Genomic DNA, 21,436 nt, shown 5'->3' on the forward strand with positions numbered 1-21,436 from the left:
GGTTGGTCTCCTCAACGCCTGTCGGCGCGTTGCTGGATGAAGACGGCGAGCACGATCAGCCCCGCCTTGACGATGAGGGCGGCCGCATCCGGCACGCCATTGGCAAGCAGCGTGTAGCGCACGAGCTGGATGACGAAGGCGCCGAGTACAGTGCCGATGATGTTGGCCCTGCCACCCGTCAAGAGCGTTCCGCCAACCGCGACGGCGGCGATGGCGTCGAGTTCCATGCCGAGGCCGACGAGATTGGCGTCGCTCGCGGAATTGCGCGCGACCACGACAAGGCCGGCAACACCGGCGAGCGCGCCGCTGATCATGTAGACGAGCATTTTGACGCGCTTTACCGGTATGCCGGTCAGTCGCGCGGCCTTTTCGTTGCCGCCGACGGCGATGAGCTGGCGGCCGATGACCGTGTAGCGGATCATCGCGGCGGCCAGCGCAACGATCATGATCATGAGCACGACCTGCGCCGGAACCCCGGCGATACGGCCCATGGCGATAAACTGGAAGCCCTCGTTCTTGAAGACCTGGAGGTTGCCGTTGGTCATGACCTGCGCGATGCCGCGGCCAGCGATGAACAGCACGAGCGTGGCGATGATTGGCTGGATGGAGAAACGGGTGACGAGAAGGCCGTTGAAAAGGCCGAACAGGCCGGCGACGACAACGGGAAACAGGAAGGCGAGCGTCACGGCGAACGCCATGTTCTCCACCGGCCAGAGCTGGCCCATGAAGATCATCGGTGCCAGCGCCCCGGAAATCGCCATCAGCGAGCCGACGGAGAGGTCGATGCCGCCGGTGGCGATGACAAGCGTCATGCCGGTCGCGACGATGACGATGGTGGCGACCTGCGTGAGGTTCACGTTGAGTGTCTGCCAGGACAGGAAGTGTGGCGTCACCGCGATGTTGAAGGCGATCAGCGCCAGGAAGGCGACGAAGGTGCCGTAGCGGCTCGCCAGCCTGAAAAGCCGGCTACCGGACGAGAGCGTGCCGGATTGTTGCGGGGCAGGGGTTTCGATCGTCGTCATGCCAAATCACCCGATGGGCCTGCCTGATGGGCCATGGCGGAAAGCAGCGCCGCCTCGCTGAGATCCTTGCGTGGCAGCGTCGCCACCGAGGTGCCGTCGCTGAGCACCGTGACGCGGTCGGCGACAGCGAGCAGCTCTTCCAGTTCGGAGGAGATCATCAGGACGCTCAATCCCGCGTCGGCGAGGCTGCGCAGCAACTTGAGGATTTCCGATTTGGCGCCGATGTCGATGCCGCGGGTCGGCTCGTCGATGATGAGGACGCGCGGGTCGGTGGCGAGCCAGCGGGCGAGCAGGACTTTCTGCTGGTTGCCGCCGGAAAGCTCCTTGATCGGCTGGTCAGGCGAGGCGCATTTGACACCGAGCGCGCGGATATAGCGCGTGACAATCTCGTCCTGCCTGATACGGTCGACGATGCCGGCCTTCTTCAGCTTTGGCAGGAGCGCCAGTGTCATGTTCTCGCGGATGCTCATATCCGGCACGATGCCATCGATCTTGCGGTCCTCGGAAACAAGGCCGATACCGTCTGCCATCGCGTCCGCCGGCTCGTGATAGGTCCTCTCCCGGCCCTCCATGCGGATCGTGCCGCGCTGCATCGCGTCGGCGCCGAAGATGAGACGGGCGGTCTCCGTTCGGCCGGAGCCAAGCAGGCCCGCAAGGCCGGAAATTTCGCCTTCGCGCACGTCAAGGCTGACATCGCGTACCCGCACGCCCGCGCCGGCATTCTCGACGGCGAGGCGGAGCGGCCGGTCGGGCACGTCCTCGTCCGGCGCCATGGCCTGAAAGGCAGCGAGCTCCTTGCCGAGCATGTGGCGCACCAGCGCCATTTTCGGCATCTCCGTCATCGGGCTTTTCGCAACTGTCTGGCCGTCCCGCATGATCGTCACGCGGTCGCAGATGGCATAAAGCTCGTCGAGCCGATGACCGATGAAGATGACGGCGACGCCGGAGCGCTTCAGCGTGCGGATCGTCTCGAACAGCACTGCGACCTCGCGCTCGTCGAGCGACGAGGTCGGTTCGTCCATGATGATGAGGCGGGCATTTTGCGTGACGGCGCGGGCGATGGCGACCATCTGCCGGGTCGCCGCATCGAAATGCGCGACGGGCCACTCGACGTCGATGTCGAGATTGAACGTTTTCAGCACGGCCTCGGCGCCGCGCCGCATGGCGGTCTGGTCGATCAGGCCGAAGCGTTTCGGCTCCCGCGAGAGATAGATGTTTTCTGCCACGGAGCGCTGCGGAGCGAGGTTGATTTCCTGGTAGATCGTCGCGATGCCTGCGGCCTGCGCCTCGGCGGGCATGGTGAAATCCACCGCCTTGCCATCGAAGGCGACGCTGCCTTCGTCGCGGCGGTAGACGCCGGTCAGGATCTTGATCAGCGTCGATTTTCCCGCACCGTTCTGGCCGACGAGCGCCATGACTTCCGCCGGTTCGACCTCGAGTGCGGCGGATTTCAGCGCCGCGACGCCGGCAAACGCCTTGGAAATGCCCTGCATGGACAGAAGCATCGGGGTCCTCCTCTATCCGCCCTCCGGGACGGGCCCTACCAGCCTACACCTGAACGAACCAAAGGTCAGGCACGTTCAAAGAACGGCCGAGACGGTGGTGCCGTCCCGGCCGCGAGGTGCTTGGGAGATGCGATCAGTAAGCGTTGGCGAGTTCTGCCGCAGCGTTGGATGCGTCGTAGAACTTGTCCTCGTTCACGAGGATCGGGTCGATGGCCTCGCCCTTGGCGTAGCGCAGCATGGTTTCGAATGCCTTTGGCCCGAAACGCGGGTTGCACTCGACGACCGCCGCGATCTTGCCGTCGACCACCGCCTGCACGGCTTCCTTGCCGCCGTCGATGGAGAGCACGAGCACGTCCTTGCCCGGCACCTTGCCGGCCGCTTCGAGCGCTGCGATGGCACCCATCGCCATTTCGTCGTTGTGGGCGTAGATGATGTCCGCATCCGGATGGGCCTGAAGCAGGGCTTCAGCCACCTGGCGGCCCTTGTCGCGGGCGAAGTCGCCGGTCTGCGAAGCGACGATCTCGAAGCCGCCGGCCGCCTGGATGGCTTCGTCAAAGCCCTTCTTGCGGTCGTTGGCAGGAGAAGAGCCGGTCGTGCCTTCCAGCTCGATGATCTTCGACTTGCCATTGGCGTTCTTCGCCAGCCATTCGGCGACGCGCTTCCCCTCCTCGACGAAGTTCGAGCCGATGAAGGTGAGATAGTCCTCGCCGGCTTTGGCGAGCGAGGGGTCGACCGAGCGGTCGAGCAGGATCACCGGAATGCCCGCCTTCTTGGCGGCCATGACGGCGGGGATCAGCGGCTTTTCTTCGCGCGGCGCCAGAAAGATGACGTCGACGCCCTGCGCGATCATCGCGTTGACATCGGCGACCTGCTTGGCGGCCGAGCCGGCGGCATCGGTATAGACGAGCTGGAAGCCGAGTTTTTCAGCCTCGGCCTTCATGCTGTTCGTCTGGGCGATGCGCCAGGGATTGTTGGATTCGGTCTGCGCGAAGCCGACCTTGTAGGTGTCCTTCTGCGTCAGCTTCGGCACTTCGGCGATCGCAACGCCTGCCACGGCAAGCGCGCCGACGGCCGTTGCCGCAAGCATGAAGGTGCGACGGGAAATCATGGTCATGAGCGGGTTCTCCTCCCAGAGTCTTGGCCGGTGCTCCTCTCCCGGACGTGAGCATTTTGTGCTTCACATGCGCAAATCTTGCGCTAATAATATTAGCAGTCAAGAGCCAAAATTATGAGCACTTGCAAAAAATCCGCGTGCGGTGCAAAGCACGCCGAGGGGCGAGGAACAGTGCATGGCCAGGGGAAACGGGCGCAATTCGGACAAAGAGGGCAGCGGGCGCCCGACGATGACGGACATCGCCCGCATTGCCGGCGTTTCCCAATCCAGCGTATCGCTCGTGCTCAATGAGATGTCCGGCTCGCGCATCTCGCCGGAAACGCAGCAGAAGGTGCGCGAGGCTGCTCATAAAATCGGTTATAAACTGCCAGCGATCCGCGCGACGGTCGCGGCGACCCCCGTGGTGGAAAGAGACACGATCGCCTTCATCGTCGACGAGATCTCGACCAGTCCCCACCCCGTTGTCAGCCTGGATGGCATTCGCGACTACGCCTTCGAGCAGGGTTTTCTGGTTTCGGCGCATGCGACGCGTTCCAATCCGGACCTCGAACAGGCGGTGCTGCGCTCGGTGCTGCGCGATCCGTCGATTATCGGCGTCATCTACGCGACCATCTTCACCCGCAAGGTGCATATGCCGCCGGAGCTGAAATCCCTGCCCACCGTGCTGCTCAACTGCTACGCGGAACCGCGCCAGCAGGTGGCGATCGTGCCGGGCGAGGTGGCGGGTGGTTTTGCGGCGACGGCGCACCTGACCTCGCTTGGTCACAAACGGATCGGCTTCATCAACGGCGAGCCGTGGATGGATGCCGCGATCGACCGCCTCAAGGGTTACAAGCAGGCGCTCGCCACCGCCGACATCGCCTTCGACGAAAGCCTTGTGCGGGACGGAGACTGGTTGCCGTTGCGCGGTTACGAGGCAGGGCTTGAGCTTCTCTCCATGCCCAATCCGCCGACCGCCATCCTGTGCGGCAACGACCTGATGGCGATCGGCGTGATGGAGGCCGCCCAGGAGAAGGGGCTGCGCGTGCCGGACGAGCTTTCGGTGATGGGCTATGACGACCAGGAATTGGCGCGCTACACCCACCCGCCGCTCTCGACGCTGGTTCTGCCGAACTATGAGATGGGCCAGAAGGCGGCGGAAATCCTTATCGACATGGCCGTGCACGGCAAGCAGACCCGGGCGATGACCTTCAAGATCGACGGCCCGCTCGTCGTGCGCACTTCCACGGCCAAGCCGCGGGCCTGAAGATTGGGCAGTGCGTTCTCCTAGCCGATCTTCTCGACGATCGGCGGGATCTGCACCACCGTGATGTCCGTGGCGCCGGAATCGATGATGCCGAACACGGCGTCCAGCATTTTCGGCACATCCTGCCGCACCATCTCGATGTGATCACCCAGCATGGCGACGAACGGATCCCAGTCGAAACAGCCGAGCTGCGGCACCCGGTCGGCATAGTGGCCGGATCGGCGGATCCAGCGCATCACGCCTTCCAGTGAAATCGTCGAGTTGACGAACATGCCGCGCGGCAGGTCGCTCGTCCGCTCCGCCAGTTGCCGCATGGCGTTTTCCGCCTTTTCTGGGGCGTAGCCGCAGGTCTGCACCAGCGCCTCATCCACCGTGACGCCGGCTTCGGCATGGGCGTCGCGAAAGCCGCGCACACGCTCCATCGTGTTGTGATCCGTGCCGCGGCCGCCGACGAAGAGCAGGGGTGTCTTTTCGCCGTATTCCTTCTCGCAATTGGCAAGCACGCGCCGCGTCAGCTCCAGCGCGCCACCGTAATTGTCGGAGATGACGGAGGGTGCATGGGAGCCGGGCAGGTCGAGGTTGATGGTGCGCACGCCGGCGGCGGCGCACAGATCCATGACACGGTCGGGGTCCGTGGCGCCGGTCGCGACCAGGCAATCGACCTGGTAGGACAGCATGGCGCGCGCCGCTTCCAGTTCCAGCGCCGGATCGCGCATCGTGCAGGTGATGATCGGGAAGAGGCCGCGCGCACGCGCCAGCGCCTCGAACTGCTCGACGATAGAGCCGAAGTAGCGGTTGTCGTATTTCGGCACGATCATGCCAATGATTTTCGAGCGGTCGCGACGCAGCACGCTCGCCTGCATGTTCAGCGCATAACCCTGCTCTTCGGCGAGTTTCGTGATCTTCTCGGCGAGTTTGGCGCTGATCCGGCGTTTCTTCCAGTTGCCGTTCAGGACGGCGCTGACCGCGCTCGCTGACGTGCCCGCCAGTTCCGCCAGATCGTAGATCGTCGTGCGTTTCGTCTGCGTCGTCCGATTCACATTTCATCTCCGTTTCGAGGGCCACCTTGACACCAATGGGGTTTGGTGGCAATTCTTGCTTCATCGATTGAGCAAGCATGCTCCATCGATGAAGTTGCCTGAACAGCAAGGCTGACCCAAGGGAGGAGTCAGACGGAGCATCGACGAACCGGACGTTGCGGCATCGCCGCAGCGAACGATGGTCTGCGCGCTTCGGCGCCCGGAAGGCGTCGGTTCTGTCGCCCTTGGCGGCTTGAGGTCGCCGGCGAACCGAATTGAAAATCAACTGTGGAGGAACCCAATGAAAACGCTTACCCTTCTGCTCGCATCGACCGGCCTTGCCCTGTCGCTTGGCAGCGCCGCTCTTGCCCAGGAAAACGCGACCGTCGCCTTCCTGATGCCCGACCAGGCTTCGACCCGCTACGAGCAGCACGATTATCCCGGCTTCAAGGCCGAGATGGAGAAGCTTTGCTCGAGCTGCACGGTGATCTACCAGAACGCCAATGCCGACGTGGCGCTCCAGCAGCAGCAGTTCAACTCGGTGATCGCCCAGGGCGCCAAGGTCATCGTGCTTGACCCGGTCGATTCCGCGGCGGCCGCAGGCCTCGTCGAAATCGCCCAGTCGCAGGACGTCAAGGTCATCGCCTATGACCGCCCGATCCCCGACAAGCCGGCCGACTACTACGTCTCCTTCGACAACCAGGGCATCGGCAAGGCCATCGCGCAGTCGCTTGTCGATCACCTGAAGGCCAAGGGTGTTCCTGACGGTTCCGGCGTTCTGCAGATCAACGGTTCGCCGACCGATGCCGCCGCCGGCCTCATCCGCGACGGTATCGATTCCGCACTCGACGCCTCGCCCTACAAGACGCTTGCCGAATTCGACACGCCGGACTGGGCGCCGCCGAAGGCGCAGGAGTGGGCGGCCGGCCAGATCACCCGCTTCGGCGACCAGATCACCGGCATCGTCGCGGCAAACGACGGCACGGGCGGCGGCGCGATCGCGGCGCTGAAGGCAGCCGGCGTCAAGGCCATGCCGCCGGTCACCGGCAACGACGCAACGATCGCGGCGCTGCAGCTGATCATCTCGGGCGACCAGTACAACACGATCTCCAAGCCCTCCGAAATCGTTGCTGCGGCAGCGGCGAACGTCGCCGTCAAGCTGCTCAAGGGCGAAACCCCGGAAGCGACCCACAAGCTCTACGAAACGCCGTCGCAGCTTTTCGTGCCGGCGGTGGTAACGGCGGAGAACATCAAGGCCGAAATCTTCGACAAGGGCATCAACAAGCCGGAAGAAGTCTGCACCGGCGAATATGTTGAAGGTTGCCGCAAACTCGGCATCATCAACTAATCCAGCCCATCGTGTCCGGCCGCCGTTGACGCGGCCGGACACCCCGATCAGTCGACGGTCAGCCTAGAGGTTCCAGGGGCCATGACAGCCACACTTCCAAATATCCCCGCCAAGGGAGAATCGGTGCTGCGCCTCAGCGGCATATCCAAGAATTTCGGCGCCGTATCCGCATTGACGGATATCGATCTCGACGTGAAGGCCGGCGAAGTCGTCGCCCTCGTCGGCGACAATGGTGCCGGCAAGTCGACGTTGGTCAAGGTGCTGGCCGGCGTGCACCAGGCATCGTCCGGCACGATCGAATTCTGCGGCCAGCAGGTGACGCTCGACAGCCCCGCCAAGGCGCTGGACATGGGCATCGCCACCGTCTTCCAGGATCTCGCGCTGTGCGAAAACCTCGACGTCGTGGCGAACCTGTTCCTTGGGCATGAAATGTCGCCCTGGGCGCTCGACGAGGTCGCCATGGAAGTGCGCGCCTGGACGCTGTTGCGCGAACTTGCCGCCCGCATTCCCTCTGTTCGCGAGCCGATCGCCTCTCTCTCCGGCGGCCAGCGCCAGACCGTCGCCATCGCACGCTCGCTGCTCCTCAATCCGCGCCTCATCATGCTGGATGAACCGACGGCAGCACTCGGTGTCGCACAGACCGCCGAGGTGCTGAACCTCATCGAACGCGTGCGCGACCGCGGGCTCGGCGTCATCATCATCAGCCACAACATGGAAGATGTTCGCGCGGTCGCTGACCGCATCGTCGTGCTCCGGCTCGGCAAGAACAACGGCGTCTTCACGCCGGACTCGTCCAACCAGGAGCTTGTCTCCGCCATCACGGGCGCCACGGACAATTCCGTTTCGCGCCGCGCCGACCGCAAGGCCAGCCACGTACAGGGCAATCTCGGGGGAGCCGCATGAGCCAGAACCCTTCCAGCAACACCCAGCCGAAGCTGGACCGCAGCGATGAACGCGTACGTCACGACGACAGCCTCGCCGCCATGGCGAAGGGCTTTTTCGACCGCGTGCGGTCCGGTGACCTCGGCATGCTGCCGGTCGCCGTCGGCCTCGTCGTCATCTCCGTGGTCTTTTCGGCCCTCAATCCGGTCTTCCTCGCGCCCAACAACCTGGTGAACCTGTTGTTCGATTGCGCCACGGTCGGCGTCATCTCGCTCGGCATCGTCTGCGTGCTGGTGCTGGGCGAAATCGACCTTTCCGTCGGTTCGATGAGCGGTCTCGCCTCGGCCATGGTCGGCGTGCTCTGGGTCAACCAGGGCTGGCCGATCGTCGGCGCCATTCTTGCCGCCCTCGTGGTCGGCGCAGGCGTCGGCCTGCTTTATGCCACGCTGTACAACCGGCTGGGCATGCCAAGCTTTGTCGCGACGCTTGCCGGCCTGTTGGCGCTGCTCGGTCTGCAGCTCTACATTCTCGGCCCGACCGGTTCGATCAATCTGCCCTATGCCTCGTCGCTCGTGCGCTTCGGCCAGATTCTCATCATGCCGGATTGGCTGTCCTACACGCTGGCCCTCGTGCCCGGCCTCGTCATGATCGGCCGGGGGCTGCGCGCCCGGACCCAGCGGCTGGCCGCGAACCTGTCGGCCCAGCCGATGCAGGCCCTGATCCTCAAGGCCGTCGTGCTGACCGTCGCGCTGGAAGCCGCCGTCTTCTATCTCAATCTCGGCCGCGGCATTCCGTGGATGTTCGCGCTGTTCGTCGCCCTTGCCGTCCTCCTCAACTACGGGCTGACGCGCACCAAGTGGGGACGCTCGATGTTCGCCGTCGGCGGCAACAAGGAGGCAGCACGCCGCTCCGGCATCAATGTGCGCCGTATCTACATGAGCGCCTTCATGCTCTGCTCGACGCTTGCGGCCCTCGGCGGCATCCTGTCGGCCTCGCGCCTTGCCTCGTCCAGCCAGCAAGCCGGCACGGGTGACGTCAACCTCAACGCCATCGCGGCTGCGGTCATCGGCGGCACCAGCCTGTTCGGCGGCCGCGGCAGTGCGTATTCGGCTCTGCTCGGTATCATCGTCATCCAGGCGATCTCGAATGGTCTGACGTTGCTGAACCTGAGTTCCTCGCTGCGCTACATGATCACCGGTGGCGTTCTTGCCATCGCGGTCATCGTCGACTCGCTTGCCCGTCGCTCCCGTGTCAGCCACGGCCGCGCCTAACGACTATCGGAATGGAGTTCCAGAAAATGGCTGATCTCATGAAGGGCAAGATTGCCGCCATCACGGGTGCCGCATCCGGCATCGGTCTCGAATGCGCGAAGACGCTGCTGGCCGAAGGGACGAAGGTGGTGCTCGTCGATCGTGCACAGGACAGGCTGGAACAGCTCTGCAAGGAGCTTGGGCCGAATGCCCTGCCGCTCGTCGTCGATCTGCTGAAGCCGTCCGATGTGTCCGGCATGTTGCCGCGCATCCTTGAGATCGCCGGCGGGCTCGACGTCTTCCACGCCAATGCCGGCGCCTATATCGGCGGCCCGGTGGCGGAGGGCGATCCGGATGCCTGGGATCGCATGCTGAACCTCAACATCAATGCGGCCTTCCGCTCGGTCCATGCGGTGCTGCCCTACATGATCGAGAAGAAGACGGGCGATATCCTGTTCACCAGCTCGATTGCCGGTGTCGTGCCGGTGGTCTGGGAGCCGATCTACACGGCCTCTAAATTTGCGGTGCAGGCCTTCGTGCATTCGACGCGGCGCCAGGTGGCGCAGCATGGCGTGCGCGTCGGCGCGGTCCTGCCTGGGCCGGTGGTGACGGCGCTGCTCGACGACTGGCCGAAGGAGAAGATGGACGAGGCGCTCGCCAATGGCAGCCTGATGCAGCCGAAGGAAGTGGCCGATGCCGTGCTCTTCATGCTGACGCGCCCGCGCAATGTCACCATCCGGGACCTGGTGATCCTGCCGAACAGCGTCGATCTCTAAGACGAGAACGGCGGGCGGCATGACGCCGCCCGCATCAAACATTCCTGAATGCAGGCGGTAGACCCATGAGCACCATTTCCTCCGCACGCCCCGCGGGCGGCGAACGCTATCTTGTCGGCGTCGATGTCGGCACGGGAAGCGCCAGAGCCGGCCTCTTCGACCTCACCGGCCGCATGCTCGCCTCGGGAAAACGCGACATTTCGCTGTTTCGCGAGGCGGGCGCGATGGTCGAACAGTCGAGCACGGAAATCTGGGCCGCGGTCTGCGCTTCCGTGCGCGAGGCGATCGCAAAGGCGGGCGTTGCGCCCGAACAGGTCGCCGGCATCGGCTTCGATGCGACCTGCTCGCTGGTCGTGCTTGGTGAAGGGGGCGCGTCGCTGCCGGTCGGCCCGTCGGAGAACCCGGAACGGGACATTATCGTCTGGATGGACCACCGCGCGGTCGATCAGGTCGAGCGCATCAATGCGCAGGGCCACGAGGTGCTGCGCTATGTCGGTGGTCGCATCTCGCCGGAAATGGAAACGCCGAAGCTGCTGTGGCTGAAGGAAAACCGTCCGCAGGTTTTCGACGCGGCCTGGCAGTTCTTCGACCTCGCGGATTTCCTCACCTGGCGCGCAACGGGCGATCTCGCCCGCTCGACCTGTACGGTGACCTGCAAATGGACCTATCTGGCGCATGAGAAGCGCTGGGACCCAAGCTATTTCCACGGTATTGGCCTCGGCCTCTTGGCGGAGGAGGACTTTGCCCGTATCGGCCAGCGTGTCGTCGAGCCGGGCACGCCGCTCGGCACCGGCCTGACGGAGCAAGCCGCCGCCGATCTCGGGCTTGCCGTCGGCACGCCGGTCGCAGCCGGCATGATCGATGCGCATGCCGGCGGCATCGGCACGGTGGGCGTCGATGGTCCGCCGGAAAACAATCTCGGTTACGTCTTCGGCACGTCCTCCTGCACCATGACCTCGACGCACGAGCCGGTTTTCGTGCCGGGCGTCTGGGGACCCTATTTTTCGGCCATGGTGCCGGGCATGTGGTTGAACGAAGGCGGCCAGTCGGCGGCCGGTGCCGCAATCGAACAGCTCCTCTCCTTCCACCCGGCGGTGGGCGACGCTTCGGCATTGGCAAAGACGCGCGGCGTCTCGCTGCCTGTCCTGCTTGCCGACCTCGCGGCGGAGAAGGCGGATACGCTTTCCGGCGTCGTGGCCTTGGCGGACGGCCTGCATGTCGTGCCGGAATTCCTCGGCAATCGTGCGCCCTTTGCCGATCCGCACGCCCGCGCGGTCATCGTTGGCCTTGGCATGGAGCGGGATCTCGACAATCTCGTCTCGCTCTACATCGCCGGCCTGTGCGGCATCGGCTATGGCCTGCGCCAGATCATTGATGCGCAGGCGGCAGCCGGTGCGCCGATCGACAAGATCGTCATCAGCGGCGGCGCCGGCCAGCTCGATCTCGTCCGCCAGCTTCTCGCCGACGCCACGGGCAAGCCGTTGCTCGCCACGAGGGCGGAGGAACCTGTCCTGCTCGGTGCCGCCATTCTCGGCAGCGTTGCCGGCGGCGCCTTCCCGGATGTGCGTGCCGCGATGGCGGCGCTGTCGGCGATCGACCGGACCTACCAGCCGGCCGGCGACGATGTCGCAACGCTTCATGCGAAACGGTACGACGCCTTCAAACGGTTGCAGGCAGTGGCGCGTGACATACGCTAGACGCTGAGAAGAAAGGCGACGGGTTCGGTCGCGAATAAATCCGAAAGGGCAATCTCGCGACCGAGAACGAATGTGCGCTTTTCAAGCACAGAGCGCACGCTACGGCCTTCTAGCGCGGCGGGAAGTCTGAGGGAAATGCCGCGCGTGGCTTCCTCGGTGAAGTGCAGGGTGTCAGGCCGCAGCTTTCCGAAAGCTAGGCGAGGAACGACGGTGATGGCGAAGGCCGTTTCATCGCCGCGCATGAAGGCAAGCGCCTGTCGGCTTCCATCGGATAGGTCCAGGGGAATGTAAGGTCCGTTGAACAGATCGCGCTGGTTTTTTCGCGCCGCGAGAACGGTCGCGATCAGCCACTGTTTATAATCCTCGAAGCCGGCCCGCGCAGCATGCGGTTTCTGCGGTCGGTCGCTGGACGGTTGTTGAAGCAGCACGCGATTGTCCGGATCCACCAGCGAAAAATCGCTGTGCTCGCTGCCTTGGTAGATGTCGGGAACGCCCGGGGCGGTCAGCTTGATCAATGTCTGCGCCAGCGAATTCACCAGGCCGGCAGCGATGAAGGGCGAAAGCGTTTCGGCGAAATCGTCGAGAAAGGCCTCATGTGCGAGCATGTCGGTAACGAAGCCGACGACTTTCTGCTCATAGTCGACGTCCGGTAGGTTCCAGTTCGAACCCGTCTTCGCTTCGCGCAGCGCCTTTTCGACATAGCGTTTCAGGCGCGCACCGAGCGTATCCATCGCGTGGTCTTTGCCGGCTGGCCAGATGCCGGCGAGCGCTTGATAGATCAGCCATTCCACATCAGGCTCCGGAACCTGTCGTTCGCCATGCGGCCGGCGGAATCGGGCATTGAGCGAGGACCAGCGTTGTGTCGCGGCGATCCACCGGTCCGATGCCTCGCTGAGTGTGTACAGGCGCGCGCGGGCATCCTCGCCCCGTTTCGTATCGTGCGTCGAGGTTGCCGACAGGCTGTGCGGCAGCGTCTTGGCGCGTGCCTGCATGGTGGCGTGGAAGGCGGCGGGGCCGCCGGTCGGTTTGCTCGGATCGCCGCCGACCTCGTTCAGTGCGATAAAGGCGTTTTCGCGGTAGAAGAGCGTATCCTCCAGCGCCTTGGCCATGATCGGGCCGGTCAGTTGCTGGAAACGGGTGCGAAACTCCACACAGTCGGGCATCGTGTTGCAGGTCTTGTCGTCGGCGAGCAGTTCCCAGACGAAATCGATCGCTTCGCGGACCTCCGGGCGCAAGCCGTCCTGCGCCTCCAGCCGCGCTGCCGCGAGAAGCTGGCGGTCCCGTTCGGTGATGCCGGTCGTCGCGGTCAGATAGGTGCGGTAGACGGGCAGTGCGGTGATCAGGGCGCAGATCGCCTCGGCAAGCGTGCTGCGGGAGAGATCGGCATTGGCGCTATCGGCCATGTCTTTCGCCAGAAGGGTGATGTGGCGGACTTCGCCCGTGAAATTGTCCGAAAGCATCTGCCGCTTGCTGGCCCGCATCTCCTGCACATAGTTTCCGCGGTGCTCCTCGCCCTTCAGCGGCTGGAAGGCCTCCGCCAACCGACCGCCTTCGCGTTCGTCGACGAGTGCGTCCGCAAGGGCTGTGATGAATTCGTAACCCGTCGTGCCTTGCACCGGCCATTCCGTCGCGAAGGGTTCGCTTTTCTCCAGGATCTTTTCGACGACGATATAGACATCCGGGCCGACGGCGGTGCGCAGGCGCTCCAGATAGCCCTGCGGATCGGCAAGGCCGTCGATATGATCGATGCGCAGGCCATCCAGCGTGCCCTCTTGCACGAGGTCGAGGATCAGGCGGTGGCTATCGTCGAAGACGTGCTGCGCCTCGACGCGCAGCCCGACGAGCCCGGCGATCTCGAAGAAACGACGATAGCTGAGATGGCGGCTTGCCGTCTTCCAATCCATAAGCCGCCACGGCTGTGCCGCGTGGATGGCAGCCATGCGGCTCGGATCGCCGGAAACAGTGGCGAGGTGTTGGTCCAGCGCGACGCGCGCGCCGGTGGGCGCCAGCGCTGCAGAAAGGATCGTCTTCCCGTCCGGGTCGGCCTTCGGATCCGCCGTGATGGCGAGATCGGCATGGCCCTCAAGCACGTCGCGATAGGTGCCCGGATGCAGGGGATAGAGGCTGTCATGATAGCGCAAGGCGAGGGCGTCGCGGTGCGGATCGAGGACGAGGCGAACGGCGCCCACCGACAGTTCCTCCTCGAAACTCCTGCCGAGGAAGGGAAGTGTCAGTTTCTCCGACCAGTCGATATCGAAATGGCGCGAAAAGGGGCTTTCCGCACCCCAGGTCACCACGCTGCGCCACCAGGGATTTTCCAGGCTCGCGGCCATGTGATTGGGCACGATATCGAGGATGAGACCCATGCCGCACTCATGCAAATCGCCGGCAAGCGCGCGCAGCCCGTCAAGGCCGCCCAGGCCAGGGTCGATTTCGTCCGTCCGGGTCACATCGTAACCGTGCGTCGACCCGCTGGTCGCGGTCAGGACGGGAGAGGCATAGAGATGGCTGATGCCCAGATCGTAAAGATAGGGCACAAGTTGACGCGCCCTCCCGAAGTCCATACCGTTTCGGAACTGGAGGCGATAGGTCGAACTGGGATATGTCATAAGGCCCTAGGTGTGCGGGTTTCAGCCGCGCCCTAAACGCATATCCTCCCCGTTTGTTCCATCCGCTTGTTCAAATGCCGTGCCGGGTAAAGTCCGTCCGCGAAACGACGCCCGCCAGCCGTTCCTGCCGGTCGAGCACGGCGAGGCGCCGCAGTTGCAAGGCCTTCATGTTGCCCAGTACGCCGTCCACCTCCTCATCGTCGTAGCAGTAGGTGATGTTGCTCGTCATGATGTCGCTGACCTTGGTGGTTCCCGCATCGAGACCGGGCGCGACGGCGCGAAGGATGATGTCGCGGTCTGTCAGAGTGCCGACGAGGCCGCTGGCATCGGCCACCGGCAGGAAGGCGATGTCCCATTGCGCCATCAGCCCTGCGGCATAGTGCAGGGTTTCCTCCGGCCGCACGAGATGGACATTGCGGGTCATGATGTCGCCGATCAGCATGGGGACCTCTTTTGGCAGTTTCTCTCAAGAACAGACGAATGCGTGGTTGGTTCCATGGCGCTATTGCTGCGAACGGTCGATGGCCACGCTGATTGACGGGCCGGCTGCGGCGCCATTGGAAAGCGCAAAGATCGTCTCGCCTCCGATCTCCGGCCACGGCTTCTCCTGCTTTCCAAGGTTTGCGCGAATGCCGAGCGTTGCCGTGTGGAAGTGCCAGTCCACGGCGAAAATGCCGTCTTCCGCGGGCAGGATATGCGGCCGCGCTGTTCCGGGGGCCGCGAGCAGCGGCACGACATGCTCCCGGCGCAGCCGGATCAATTCGCGGACGAAATCAGCCTGCCGCCTGCCGTCGGGGGACACCAGACGCGACCAGTCGAGTTTCGAACGCTGAAAAGTGTCCTCGGCACCGGGATCCGGCAGGTCCTTCGCGGTCTTGCCCTTGGGCATGCCACCGAACTTCTTTGCCTCCGCCTTCCGCCCCTGTTTGACCGCATGGGCAAGCTCCCCTTCGAAGTCGGCGAAGAACAGGAAGGGCTGCTGCTCGCCGTACTCCTCGCCCATGAAGAGCATGGGTATTGGCGGGGCAAGAAGCAGAAGGGCCGTCATGACGTTGAGAAGCATGGGGTCGGCGAGAACCGACAGGCGTTCGCCGAACGCGCGGTTGCCGATCTGGTCGTGATTGTGCAGGAAGTTGACGTTGACCTGCGGCGGCAGACGGTCCTGCGGTGCCGGCCCGATCCGATCCTGCGTCCGATCCGCCTGCACGAACCCCATGGCGGCCGCCTCCCGCAGGACGGTGCCGGCATTGTCCGCAAAGGGTGCGTAGTGGCCCTTGCCTTCCCCGGTCGCGATGATGTGCAGGGCGTGGTGGAACTCGTCATTCCAGCCCGCCGTGTAGTGATGCACTGTGCCGCCATCGCGGTTCAGCAGGCTCTTGCGGCTCGCCTGGTCTTCGACGACGAGATGGACAGGGCGATGCGGCAGGGTTTCCCGGACAGCCTCGGCCAGCTCGATCAGCATATGCCTCTCGCTGTCGTCTATGACCTGTTCTGTTGCGTCGAAGCGCAGGCCATCGAACCGGTAATCGACCAGCCAGTGCAACGCGTTTTCGATGAAGTAGCGCCGCACCGGCTCCCTCTCGAAGGCGAGGGCAGCGCCCCAGGGCGTGTGGCGCTCGGGGTGAAAGAAGGCGGGCGCGATGCGTGGCAGCATGTTTCCGACCGGGCCGAAGTGATTGTAGACGACATCGAGCAGGACCATGATGCCATGGCCGTGGGCCGCGTCGATCAACGCCTTCAGGTCCTCCGGCGTGCCGTAGGCGGTGTGTGGCGCATAGTGCAGAACACCATCATAGCCCCAGCCGCGCCTGCCGGCGAAATGGGCAACCGGCATGAGTTCGATCGCCGTGATGCCCATATGGTAGAGATGGGGCAGGCGGTCGATGGCGGCGCGGAACGTGCCTTCCGGTGTGAATGTGCCGACATGCATTTCATAGACGACCGCCTCTTCCCACGCCCGCCCTCTCCAGTCGGGATTGCACCAGACATGGGTGTCATGGTGGACGAGGATGGACGCTCCGTCGACGCCATCCTCCTGAGCATGGGAGGCGGGATCCGGAATGTCAGTGCCGTCGGAAAGCCGGAAATGGTAGGTATCGCCGAGCTGGACAAGGCTGGTTTCGACCGTGTGCCAACCGTCGTCACCCATTTGCATTAAAATCTTCCAACCGCAGGCAACGAGCGCGACCTTCTCCTCGGCGGGGGCCCAGAGGCGGAACCGCACCCTGCCATCCGGCAAGACGCTTGGCCCCCAGCTTTTCGGTGTCGGCGGTGGCTGCGTCATCCGCTTCCTCTGTGTCGGTCAACCGGAAGCGCAACCACCGGGTTGCGAAAAAGTTCCGGAACAATCCGGTTCTTTTCGCGTTGCACCATCGCTTTTTCGGGCCGCGATAGGATGCCTCCCGTTCTTTCGACGACTGTTCGTCGTCGCGCTGCGATGAAGCGATGGCGATGGCGGCCCTCGTTCCGACGGCGCGTTGCTCGACCGAAGGGGACAGACCGCATGAGCTATTCGTTTTCCGAACTCGATTTCATGAAGCCGGAGCTTGGCGCCGAATTCACCGGCGAGGGCACGCATTTCGCCGTGTTTTCCGCCCATGCGGAGCAGATGGAGCTGTGTCTCTTCAGCGAGGACGGCAAGGAAGAGACGGCCCGGCTGCCGCTGCCCAAGCGCGAAGGCGATATCTGGTCCGGCTACATTGCCGGCCTGAAACCCGGCACGATCTACGGCTACCGCGCGCACGGCCCCTATGAGCCGAAGGCCGGTCACCGCTTCAACCCGAACAAGCTGCTGCTCGACCCCTATGCCAAGCAGATCGTTGGGGAAATCCAGTGGGACGATGCGCTCTATGGCTACCGCATCGGCGATCCGGCGGAAGACCTATCCTTCGACGAGCGCGACAGCGCACCCTTCATGGTAAAGGGCGTGGTGCAGGATCCGGATTTCGACTGGGCGGGCGACGCGGCGATCCGCCGGCCATGGACCGAGACGATCATCTATGAGGCGCATGTGCGCGGCATGACGATGACCCATCCCGGTGTGCCGGAAGAGCTGCGCGGCACCTTCATGGGCATGGCGAGCGATCCGATCATCGAACATCTTGTCGACCTCGGCATTTCGGCCATCGAACTTCTGCCCATCCAGTATTTCCCGGACGATCGGTATCTGCTCGAAAAGAACCTGCGCAACTATTGGGGTTATCAGACGCTCGGCTTCTTCGCGCCGCAGCCGCGTTTCCTCTCCGGCCGGGCTGTCACCGAATTCAAGGCGATGGTCAAACGCTTCCATGCCGCCGGCATCGAGGTGATCATGGACGTCGTCTACAACCACACCGCCGAGGGCTCGGAGCGGGGGCCGACGTTGAGTTTTCGCGGCCTCGACAATCTCAGCTACTACCGCCTGTCGCCGGACGACCTGCGCCACAGCTACGACACAACCGGCACCGGCAATACGGTCAACATTGCCCATCCCATGGTGCTGCGCATGGTGCTCGACAGTTTGCGCTACTGGGTCGGCGTGATGCATGTCGATGGCTTCCGCTTCGACCTTGCTAGCACGCTCGGCCGCACCCGGCACATTGAGTTCGACCGCGACGGCACGTTCTTCGATGCGATCCGGCAGGACCCGATTCTTTCCGGCGTGAAGCTGATCGCGGAGCCCTGGGACGTGGGTGATGGCGGCTATCAGGTGGGCGGTTTTCCGTATCCGTTCCGCGAATGGAACGACAAGTACCGCGACGACGTGCGCCGCTTCTGGAAGGGCGATGGCGGGCTTGTGTCGGGGCTGGCAACGCGCCTTACCGGCTCCGCGCCGCAGTTCAACCATTCCGACCGCGGCGTCACCTCGTCGATCAACCTGTTGAGCGCCCATGACGGCTTCACGCTGATGGATACCGTTTCCTATGACGGCAAGCACAACGAGGCGAATGGCGAAGACAACCGCGACGGCCATTCCGACAATCATTCGCACAATATGGGGGCCGAAGGCCCGACCGATGACCAGACCATCCGCGCCGCCCGTGACCGCCGCCGGCGCAATATGATCGCGACGCTGATGCTGAGCCAGGGCGTGCCCATGCTGCTTGGCGGCGATGAGCTGGGCAACAGCCAGAACGGCAACAACAACGCCTATTGCCAGGACAACGAGATCGGCTGGACCGACTGGAGCGGCCTCGACGATCCGTTCCTCAATTTCTGCAAGGGCGCGATCGCCTTTCGCAGGTCCCACCCGGCGCTCCGGCAGGAACGGTTCCTCACGGGCGATCCCGCAGAGGACGGCACGGTCGACATCGCCTGGTACAAGCCCGACGGTGCCTTCATGGATGACGGGGCCTGGAAGGACGCCAACCTGCGGACGCTCGGCCTCTTCCTGTCGAAGCCGGCGAATGGCGAGGGGCCGGACCAGCTCGTTATCGTCGTCAATGCCGGCGGTGATTGCCAGGTGAAACTTCCCGAGGTGAACGGCATCAAGGCGTGGAAGCGTGTGCTCGATACGGGCGCCGGCGAGGATGCCTTCGCCGAGCATCCCACTGAGGGCCCCACCACGGTCTATGGCGCCAGTGTCGCCGTCTTCGATCCGGTGGGGTGAGTTTCCCACATGGCGCCGGATAATTTCCAGGAAACCGGTCTCGTTTATGTCTCCGATAGCGAGCCCGGGATCCGGCGCCAGCGGACCGGCCGCAGCTTTTGTTACCGCCTGCCGGACGGTTCTCTCGTGCGTGATGGTGCACTGAAGGTACGCATCGCCGGGCTTGGGCTGCCGCCGGCCTATGAAAATGTCTGGATCTGTCTCGACGACAACGGCCATCTTCAGGCGACGGGCTACGATGCGCGCGGGCGCAAGCAATATCGCTATCACCCTGATTGGCAGGCGCTGAAGAGCGGTGACAAGTTCGACCAGCTCATCGCCTTCGGCCGGGCGCTGCCAAAGCTTCGCCGTGCGGTGCGGCGGGATCTCGACGGCACGCCGGGCATGGTCGATACGATGCTGGCAGCAATCACCGTTCTGCTCGACGAGGCGCAGTTGCGCGTCGGCAACAGGGCCTATGTGCAGGAGAATGGCACTTATGGCGCCACGACGCTGTTGAAGCGCCACGTCTCGCTGGCCGAGGGCCACATAGAGCTTCGCTTCACGGCCAAGGGTGGCAAGCGGGTGCGCCGGACGCTGAAACATCCCCGCCTTCAGCGCTTGCTTGAAGATTGCGCCGATCTGCCGGGACGCCAGCTCTTCGTCTGGAGGGATGACACGGATCTGGTACGGCCGATCGATTCCGGCCGGCTCAACACCTATCTCGCCGATATTTCCGGCATTGCCGTTTCCGCCAAGACATTCCGGACCTGGGCTGGCAGTCTCGCCGCCTTCTCGCTCGCGCGGCATGCGATAGAGGCGGGCGATCGCCCGACGATCAAGGGGATGGCAACGGCGGCAGCGGAGGTGCTGCACAACACGCCGGCGATCGCCCGGTCGAGCTACATTCACCCCGACATCATTGCGCTTGCCGAAACGCCGGAGAGCCTGCGGCTTGCGCTGCGCCGTCCGGCCCTGAAGGCGACCGGGCTGCGCTCGGAGGAGGAGCGACTGCTGCGTTTCCTGGAAAACCGGCGAAACGCCCGCCGTCGCGCATCCCGGAAAACATCAGAGAAATAGAGTGGAGAGGGCGGGGGCTTCGGCAGCCTAGGAAGTGGCTTGGCTAGCTCGTTTCGATTGTCGACGGAAGGCTGCGCGTGGCTTTCCGGCGGAAACGCGCGCCGCGGGCGAGATTGACGGCCGCGCGCGTCGCGTCGTCGGCTTCATCCGAATTGCGCCTTTTGCGGAGATGCTCCGGCAGAGCGACCTTTTCGAGTTCGGCCCGTTCGCGCGCCGCCTGTTCCCAATGTTCGTGGTCCTTGCCGTGCGGGCGACCATTCGCCTCCCAAAGGCCATAGGCACGTTTGCTGATCCATTCCTGGCGTTCGTCGTTCACGGCGATGTCCCTTCGAGGTGGCGACGGTCTATGCCGACGTCCACGAGTTCACACGGAAATCCGCTTCCTTTGCCGCTTCTATGAAGGCCCGGCGGGCAAAGGCCGGGTCGTCGTCGCTGGTCAGCCCCTGCTCGCAGACGTTTTTGGCCGTCAGCGCTGCAGGTCCGTCTTCGATCGGCCAATGGTTCTTCAGGCAGAGCAGGGCGTCGCGTGTGCTCTGCACCCGCAGCACCCGCTGGTCGCCTTCCAGCACGACGGCCTCGTCCCACAGTCGGTCGGTCACAAAGATGGTCATTGCACGGCCTCCTGCGCCGGTTTTTCGGCCGGCAGGTCGACAAGGCTGACAATGCCGACGACACGCCGGTCATCGTTCACCACCACGAGGCGGCGCACACCGAAGTGACGCATGCGGGCCGCGATCGTCGCCGTGTCGTCGCCTTCGTTACACACTTCAGGTGACACGGTCATGAATTCGGCAATCGCCGTCGAGGTCGAGAGCCCCTGGGCCAGAACCGATGCGACGATGTCACGATCGGTGATGATGCCGACGATGGCGCCGACACCGGGCACTTCGACCGGCAGCGCGCCGACTTCTGTTTCGAGCATCAGCCGGGCGGCCGACTGGGCGGTGTCATTGGGAGAGACCGTCACGATCTGGGCGGACATCACGTCCTTCACACGCATCTGGCCGCTCCCTTCAGAGCCGACCGTTGACGAGGCTGCGGCCGTTTGGCGTGGCGGGCACGACCACTTCGTCCCTGTTCGGCTGGCTGAGCGGCACGTCAACCTGGTGCGGGATGATCACTTGCGGCTCCCAGGCATTGCGGCGTTTGCGCATGTCGCCGGGATTGGCATCCGAGGTGGTGGCGGGTTTGCGGGCAAGCGGCTTTTTCTTCTGGCGCACGTCGAACTCCCTGCGGACTGGCTTTGTCTTTTGACCAAACGCGAAGCCTTCCGCTTGGTTCCGCAGAATCGGGAACGGAATTGCCTGTCGGGCATTCCTGT

General features: G+C 64.0%; 19 protein-coding genes. 8 read left to right on the forward strand and 11 right to left on the reverse strand.

The annotated features are described in order from the left end of the window. Positions 1–11 precede the first annotated feature (11 nt). The 3 genes from GR138_RS18670 to GR138_RS18680 form a co-directional block, all read right to left on the reverse strand. Complete coding sequence (locus tag GR138_RS18670) at positions 12–1,022, reverse strand: ABC transporter permease (protein ID WP_160860776.1); 1,011 nt, start codon at positions 1,020–1,022, stop codon at positions 12–14. Next, positions 1,019–2,527 carry a sugar ABC transporter ATP-binding protein gene (locus tag GR138_RS18675; RefSeq protein WP_160860777.1) on the reverse strand — a complete coding sequence of 503 codons (1,509 nt, stop codon included), beginning with the start codon at positions 2,525–2,527 and terminating at the stop codon, positions 1,019–1,021. Before GR138_RS18675 ends, GR138_RS18670 begins: the two co-directional genes overlap by 4 nt. Positions 2,528–2,660: 133 nt before the next feature. Next, positions 2,661–3,641, reverse strand: a complete 981-nt coding sequence (locus GR138_RS18680; RefSeq protein WP_160860778.1) for an ABC transporter substrate-binding protein — start codon at positions 3,639–3,641, stop codon at positions 2,661–2,663. A gap of 175 nt (positions 3,642–3,816) precedes the next feature. Between GR138_RS18680 and GR138_RS18685 the strand changes: the two genes are divergently transcribed. Next, on the forward strand, positions 3,817–4,887 hold the full coding sequence (locus tag GR138_RS18685) for a LacI family DNA-binding transcriptional regulator (RefSeq protein WP_160860779.1): 1,071 nt from the start codon (positions 3,817–3,819) through the stop codon (positions 4,885–4,887). Positions 4,888–4,907: 20 nt separating this feature from the next. Here the strand turns inward: GR138_RS18685 and GR138_RS18690 are convergent, their stop codons facing one another. Then, entirely contained in the window at positions 4,908–5,927 is a 1,020-nt protein-coding gene (locus GR138_RS18690) for a substrate-binding domain-containing protein (protein WP_160860780.1), read from the reverse strand. A 280-nt stretch (positions 5,928–6,207) separates the two neighbouring features. Here GR138_RS18690 and GR138_RS18695 point away from each other — a divergent pair, with 280 nt between their 5' ends. From GR138_RS18695 to GR138_RS18715, 5 genes are all read left to right on the forward strand, one after another. Next, positions 6,208–7,254 (forward strand): ABC transporter substrate-binding protein, encoded by a 1,047-nt coding sequence (locus GR138_RS18695; RefSeq protein ID WP_160860781.1) that lies wholly within the window; start codon positions 6,208–6,210, stop codon positions 7,252–7,254. A gap of 81 nt (positions 7,255–7,335) precedes the next feature. Then, positions 7,336–8,157 carry an ATP-binding cassette domain-containing protein gene (locus GR138_RS18700; protein WP_160860782.1) on the forward strand — a complete coding sequence of 274 codons (822 nt, stop codon included), beginning with the start codon at positions 7,336–7,338 and terminating at the stop codon, positions 8,155–8,157. Next, on the forward strand, positions 8,154–9,407 hold the full coding sequence (locus GR138_RS18705; protein WP_160860783.1) for a sugar ABC transporter permease: 1,254 nt from the start codon (positions 8,154–8,156) through the stop codon (positions 9,405–9,407). Before GR138_RS18700 ends, GR138_RS18705 begins: the two co-directional genes overlap by 4 nt. 26 nt (positions 9,408–9,433) lie before the next feature. Then, entirely contained in the window at positions 9,434–10,162 is a 729-nt protein-coding gene (locus GR138_RS18710) for an SDR family oxidoreductase (RefSeq protein ID WP_160860784.1), read from the forward strand. Between the two features lie 65 nt (positions 10,163–10,227). Then, on the forward strand, positions 10,228–11,859 hold the full coding sequence (locus GR138_RS18715) for an FGGY-family carbohydrate kinase (RefSeq protein WP_160860785.1): 1,632 nt from the start codon (positions 10,228–10,230) through the stop codon (positions 11,857–11,859). On the opposite strand, the gene treY is transcribed toward GR138_RS18715, so the two are convergent. From treY to treZ, 3 genes are all read right to left on the reverse strand, one after another. Next, complete coding sequence (gene treY, locus GR138_RS18720; RefSeq protein ID WP_160860786.1) at positions 11,856–14,468, reverse strand: malto-oligosyltrehalose synthase; 2,613 nt, start codon at positions 14,466–14,468, stop codon at positions 11,856–11,858. The genes GR138_RS18715 and treY overlap by 4 nt on opposite strands. Positions 14,469–14,538: 70 nt before the next feature. After that, entirely contained in the window at positions 14,539–14,910 is a 372-nt protein-coding gene (locus GR138_RS18725; protein ID WP_160860787.1) for a CBS domain-containing protein, read from the reverse strand. Between the two features lie 60 nt (positions 14,911–14,970). After that, on the reverse strand, positions 14,971–16,752 hold the full coding sequence (treZ, locus tag GR138_RS18730) for a malto-oligosyltrehalose trehalohydrolase (RefSeq protein WP_160860788.1): 1,782 nt from the start codon (positions 16,750–16,752) through the stop codon (positions 14,971–14,973). Between the two features lie 219 nt (positions 16,753–16,971). Here treZ and glgX point away from each other — a divergent pair, with 219 nt between their 5' ends. Together glgX and GR138_RS18740 are read left to right on the forward strand one after the other, a co-directional pair. Further along, entirely contained in the window at positions 16,972–19,056 is a 2,085-nt protein-coding gene (gene glgX, locus GR138_RS18735; RefSeq protein ID WP_160860789.1) for a glycogen debranching protein GlgX, read from the forward strand. 9 nt (positions 19,057–19,065) lie between these two features. Next, complete coding sequence (locus GR138_RS18740; protein WP_160860790.1) at positions 19,066–20,115, forward strand: DNA topoisomerase IB; 1,050 nt, start codon at positions 19,066–19,068, stop codon at positions 20,113–20,115. Positions 20,116–20,158: 43 nt separating this feature from the next. On the opposite strand, the gene GR138_RS18745 is transcribed toward GR138_RS18740, so the two are convergent. The 4 genes from GR138_RS18745 to GR138_RS18760 are packed head-to-tail and all read right to left on the reverse strand — an operon-like array spanning position 20,159 to position 21,335. After that, positions 20,159–20,431, reverse strand: a complete 273-nt coding sequence (locus GR138_RS18745) for a DUF2934 domain-containing protein (protein ID WP_160860791.1) — start codon at positions 20,429–20,431, stop codon at positions 20,159–20,161. A gap of 28 nt (positions 20,432–20,459) precedes the next feature. Then, positions 20,460–20,720: a DUF982 domain-containing protein gene (locus GR138_RS18750; RefSeq protein WP_160861076.1), complete on the reverse strand. Its 261-nt coding sequence runs from the start codon at positions 20,718–20,720 to the stop codon at positions 20,460–20,462. Positions 20,721–20,722: 2 nt separating this feature from the next. Next, positions 20,723–21,115: a CBS domain-containing protein gene (locus tag GR138_RS18755; RefSeq protein ID WP_160860792.1), complete on the reverse strand. Its 393-nt coding sequence runs from the start codon at positions 21,113–21,115 to the stop codon at positions 20,723–20,725. A gap of 13 nt (positions 21,116–21,128) precedes the next feature. Continuing rightward, positions 21,129–21,335, reverse strand: coding sequence for a hypothetical protein (locus GR138_RS18760; protein WP_160860793.1), 207 nt, complete (start codon positions 21,333–21,335; stop codon positions 21,129–21,131). Positions 21,336–21,436 lie beyond the last annotated feature (101 nt).

The organism is Shinella kummerowiae (assembly GCF_009827055.1).
GTDB classification, from domain to species: domain Bacteria; phylum Pseudomonadota; class Alphaproteobacteria; order Rhizobiales; family Rhizobiaceae; genus Shinella; species Shinella kummerowiae.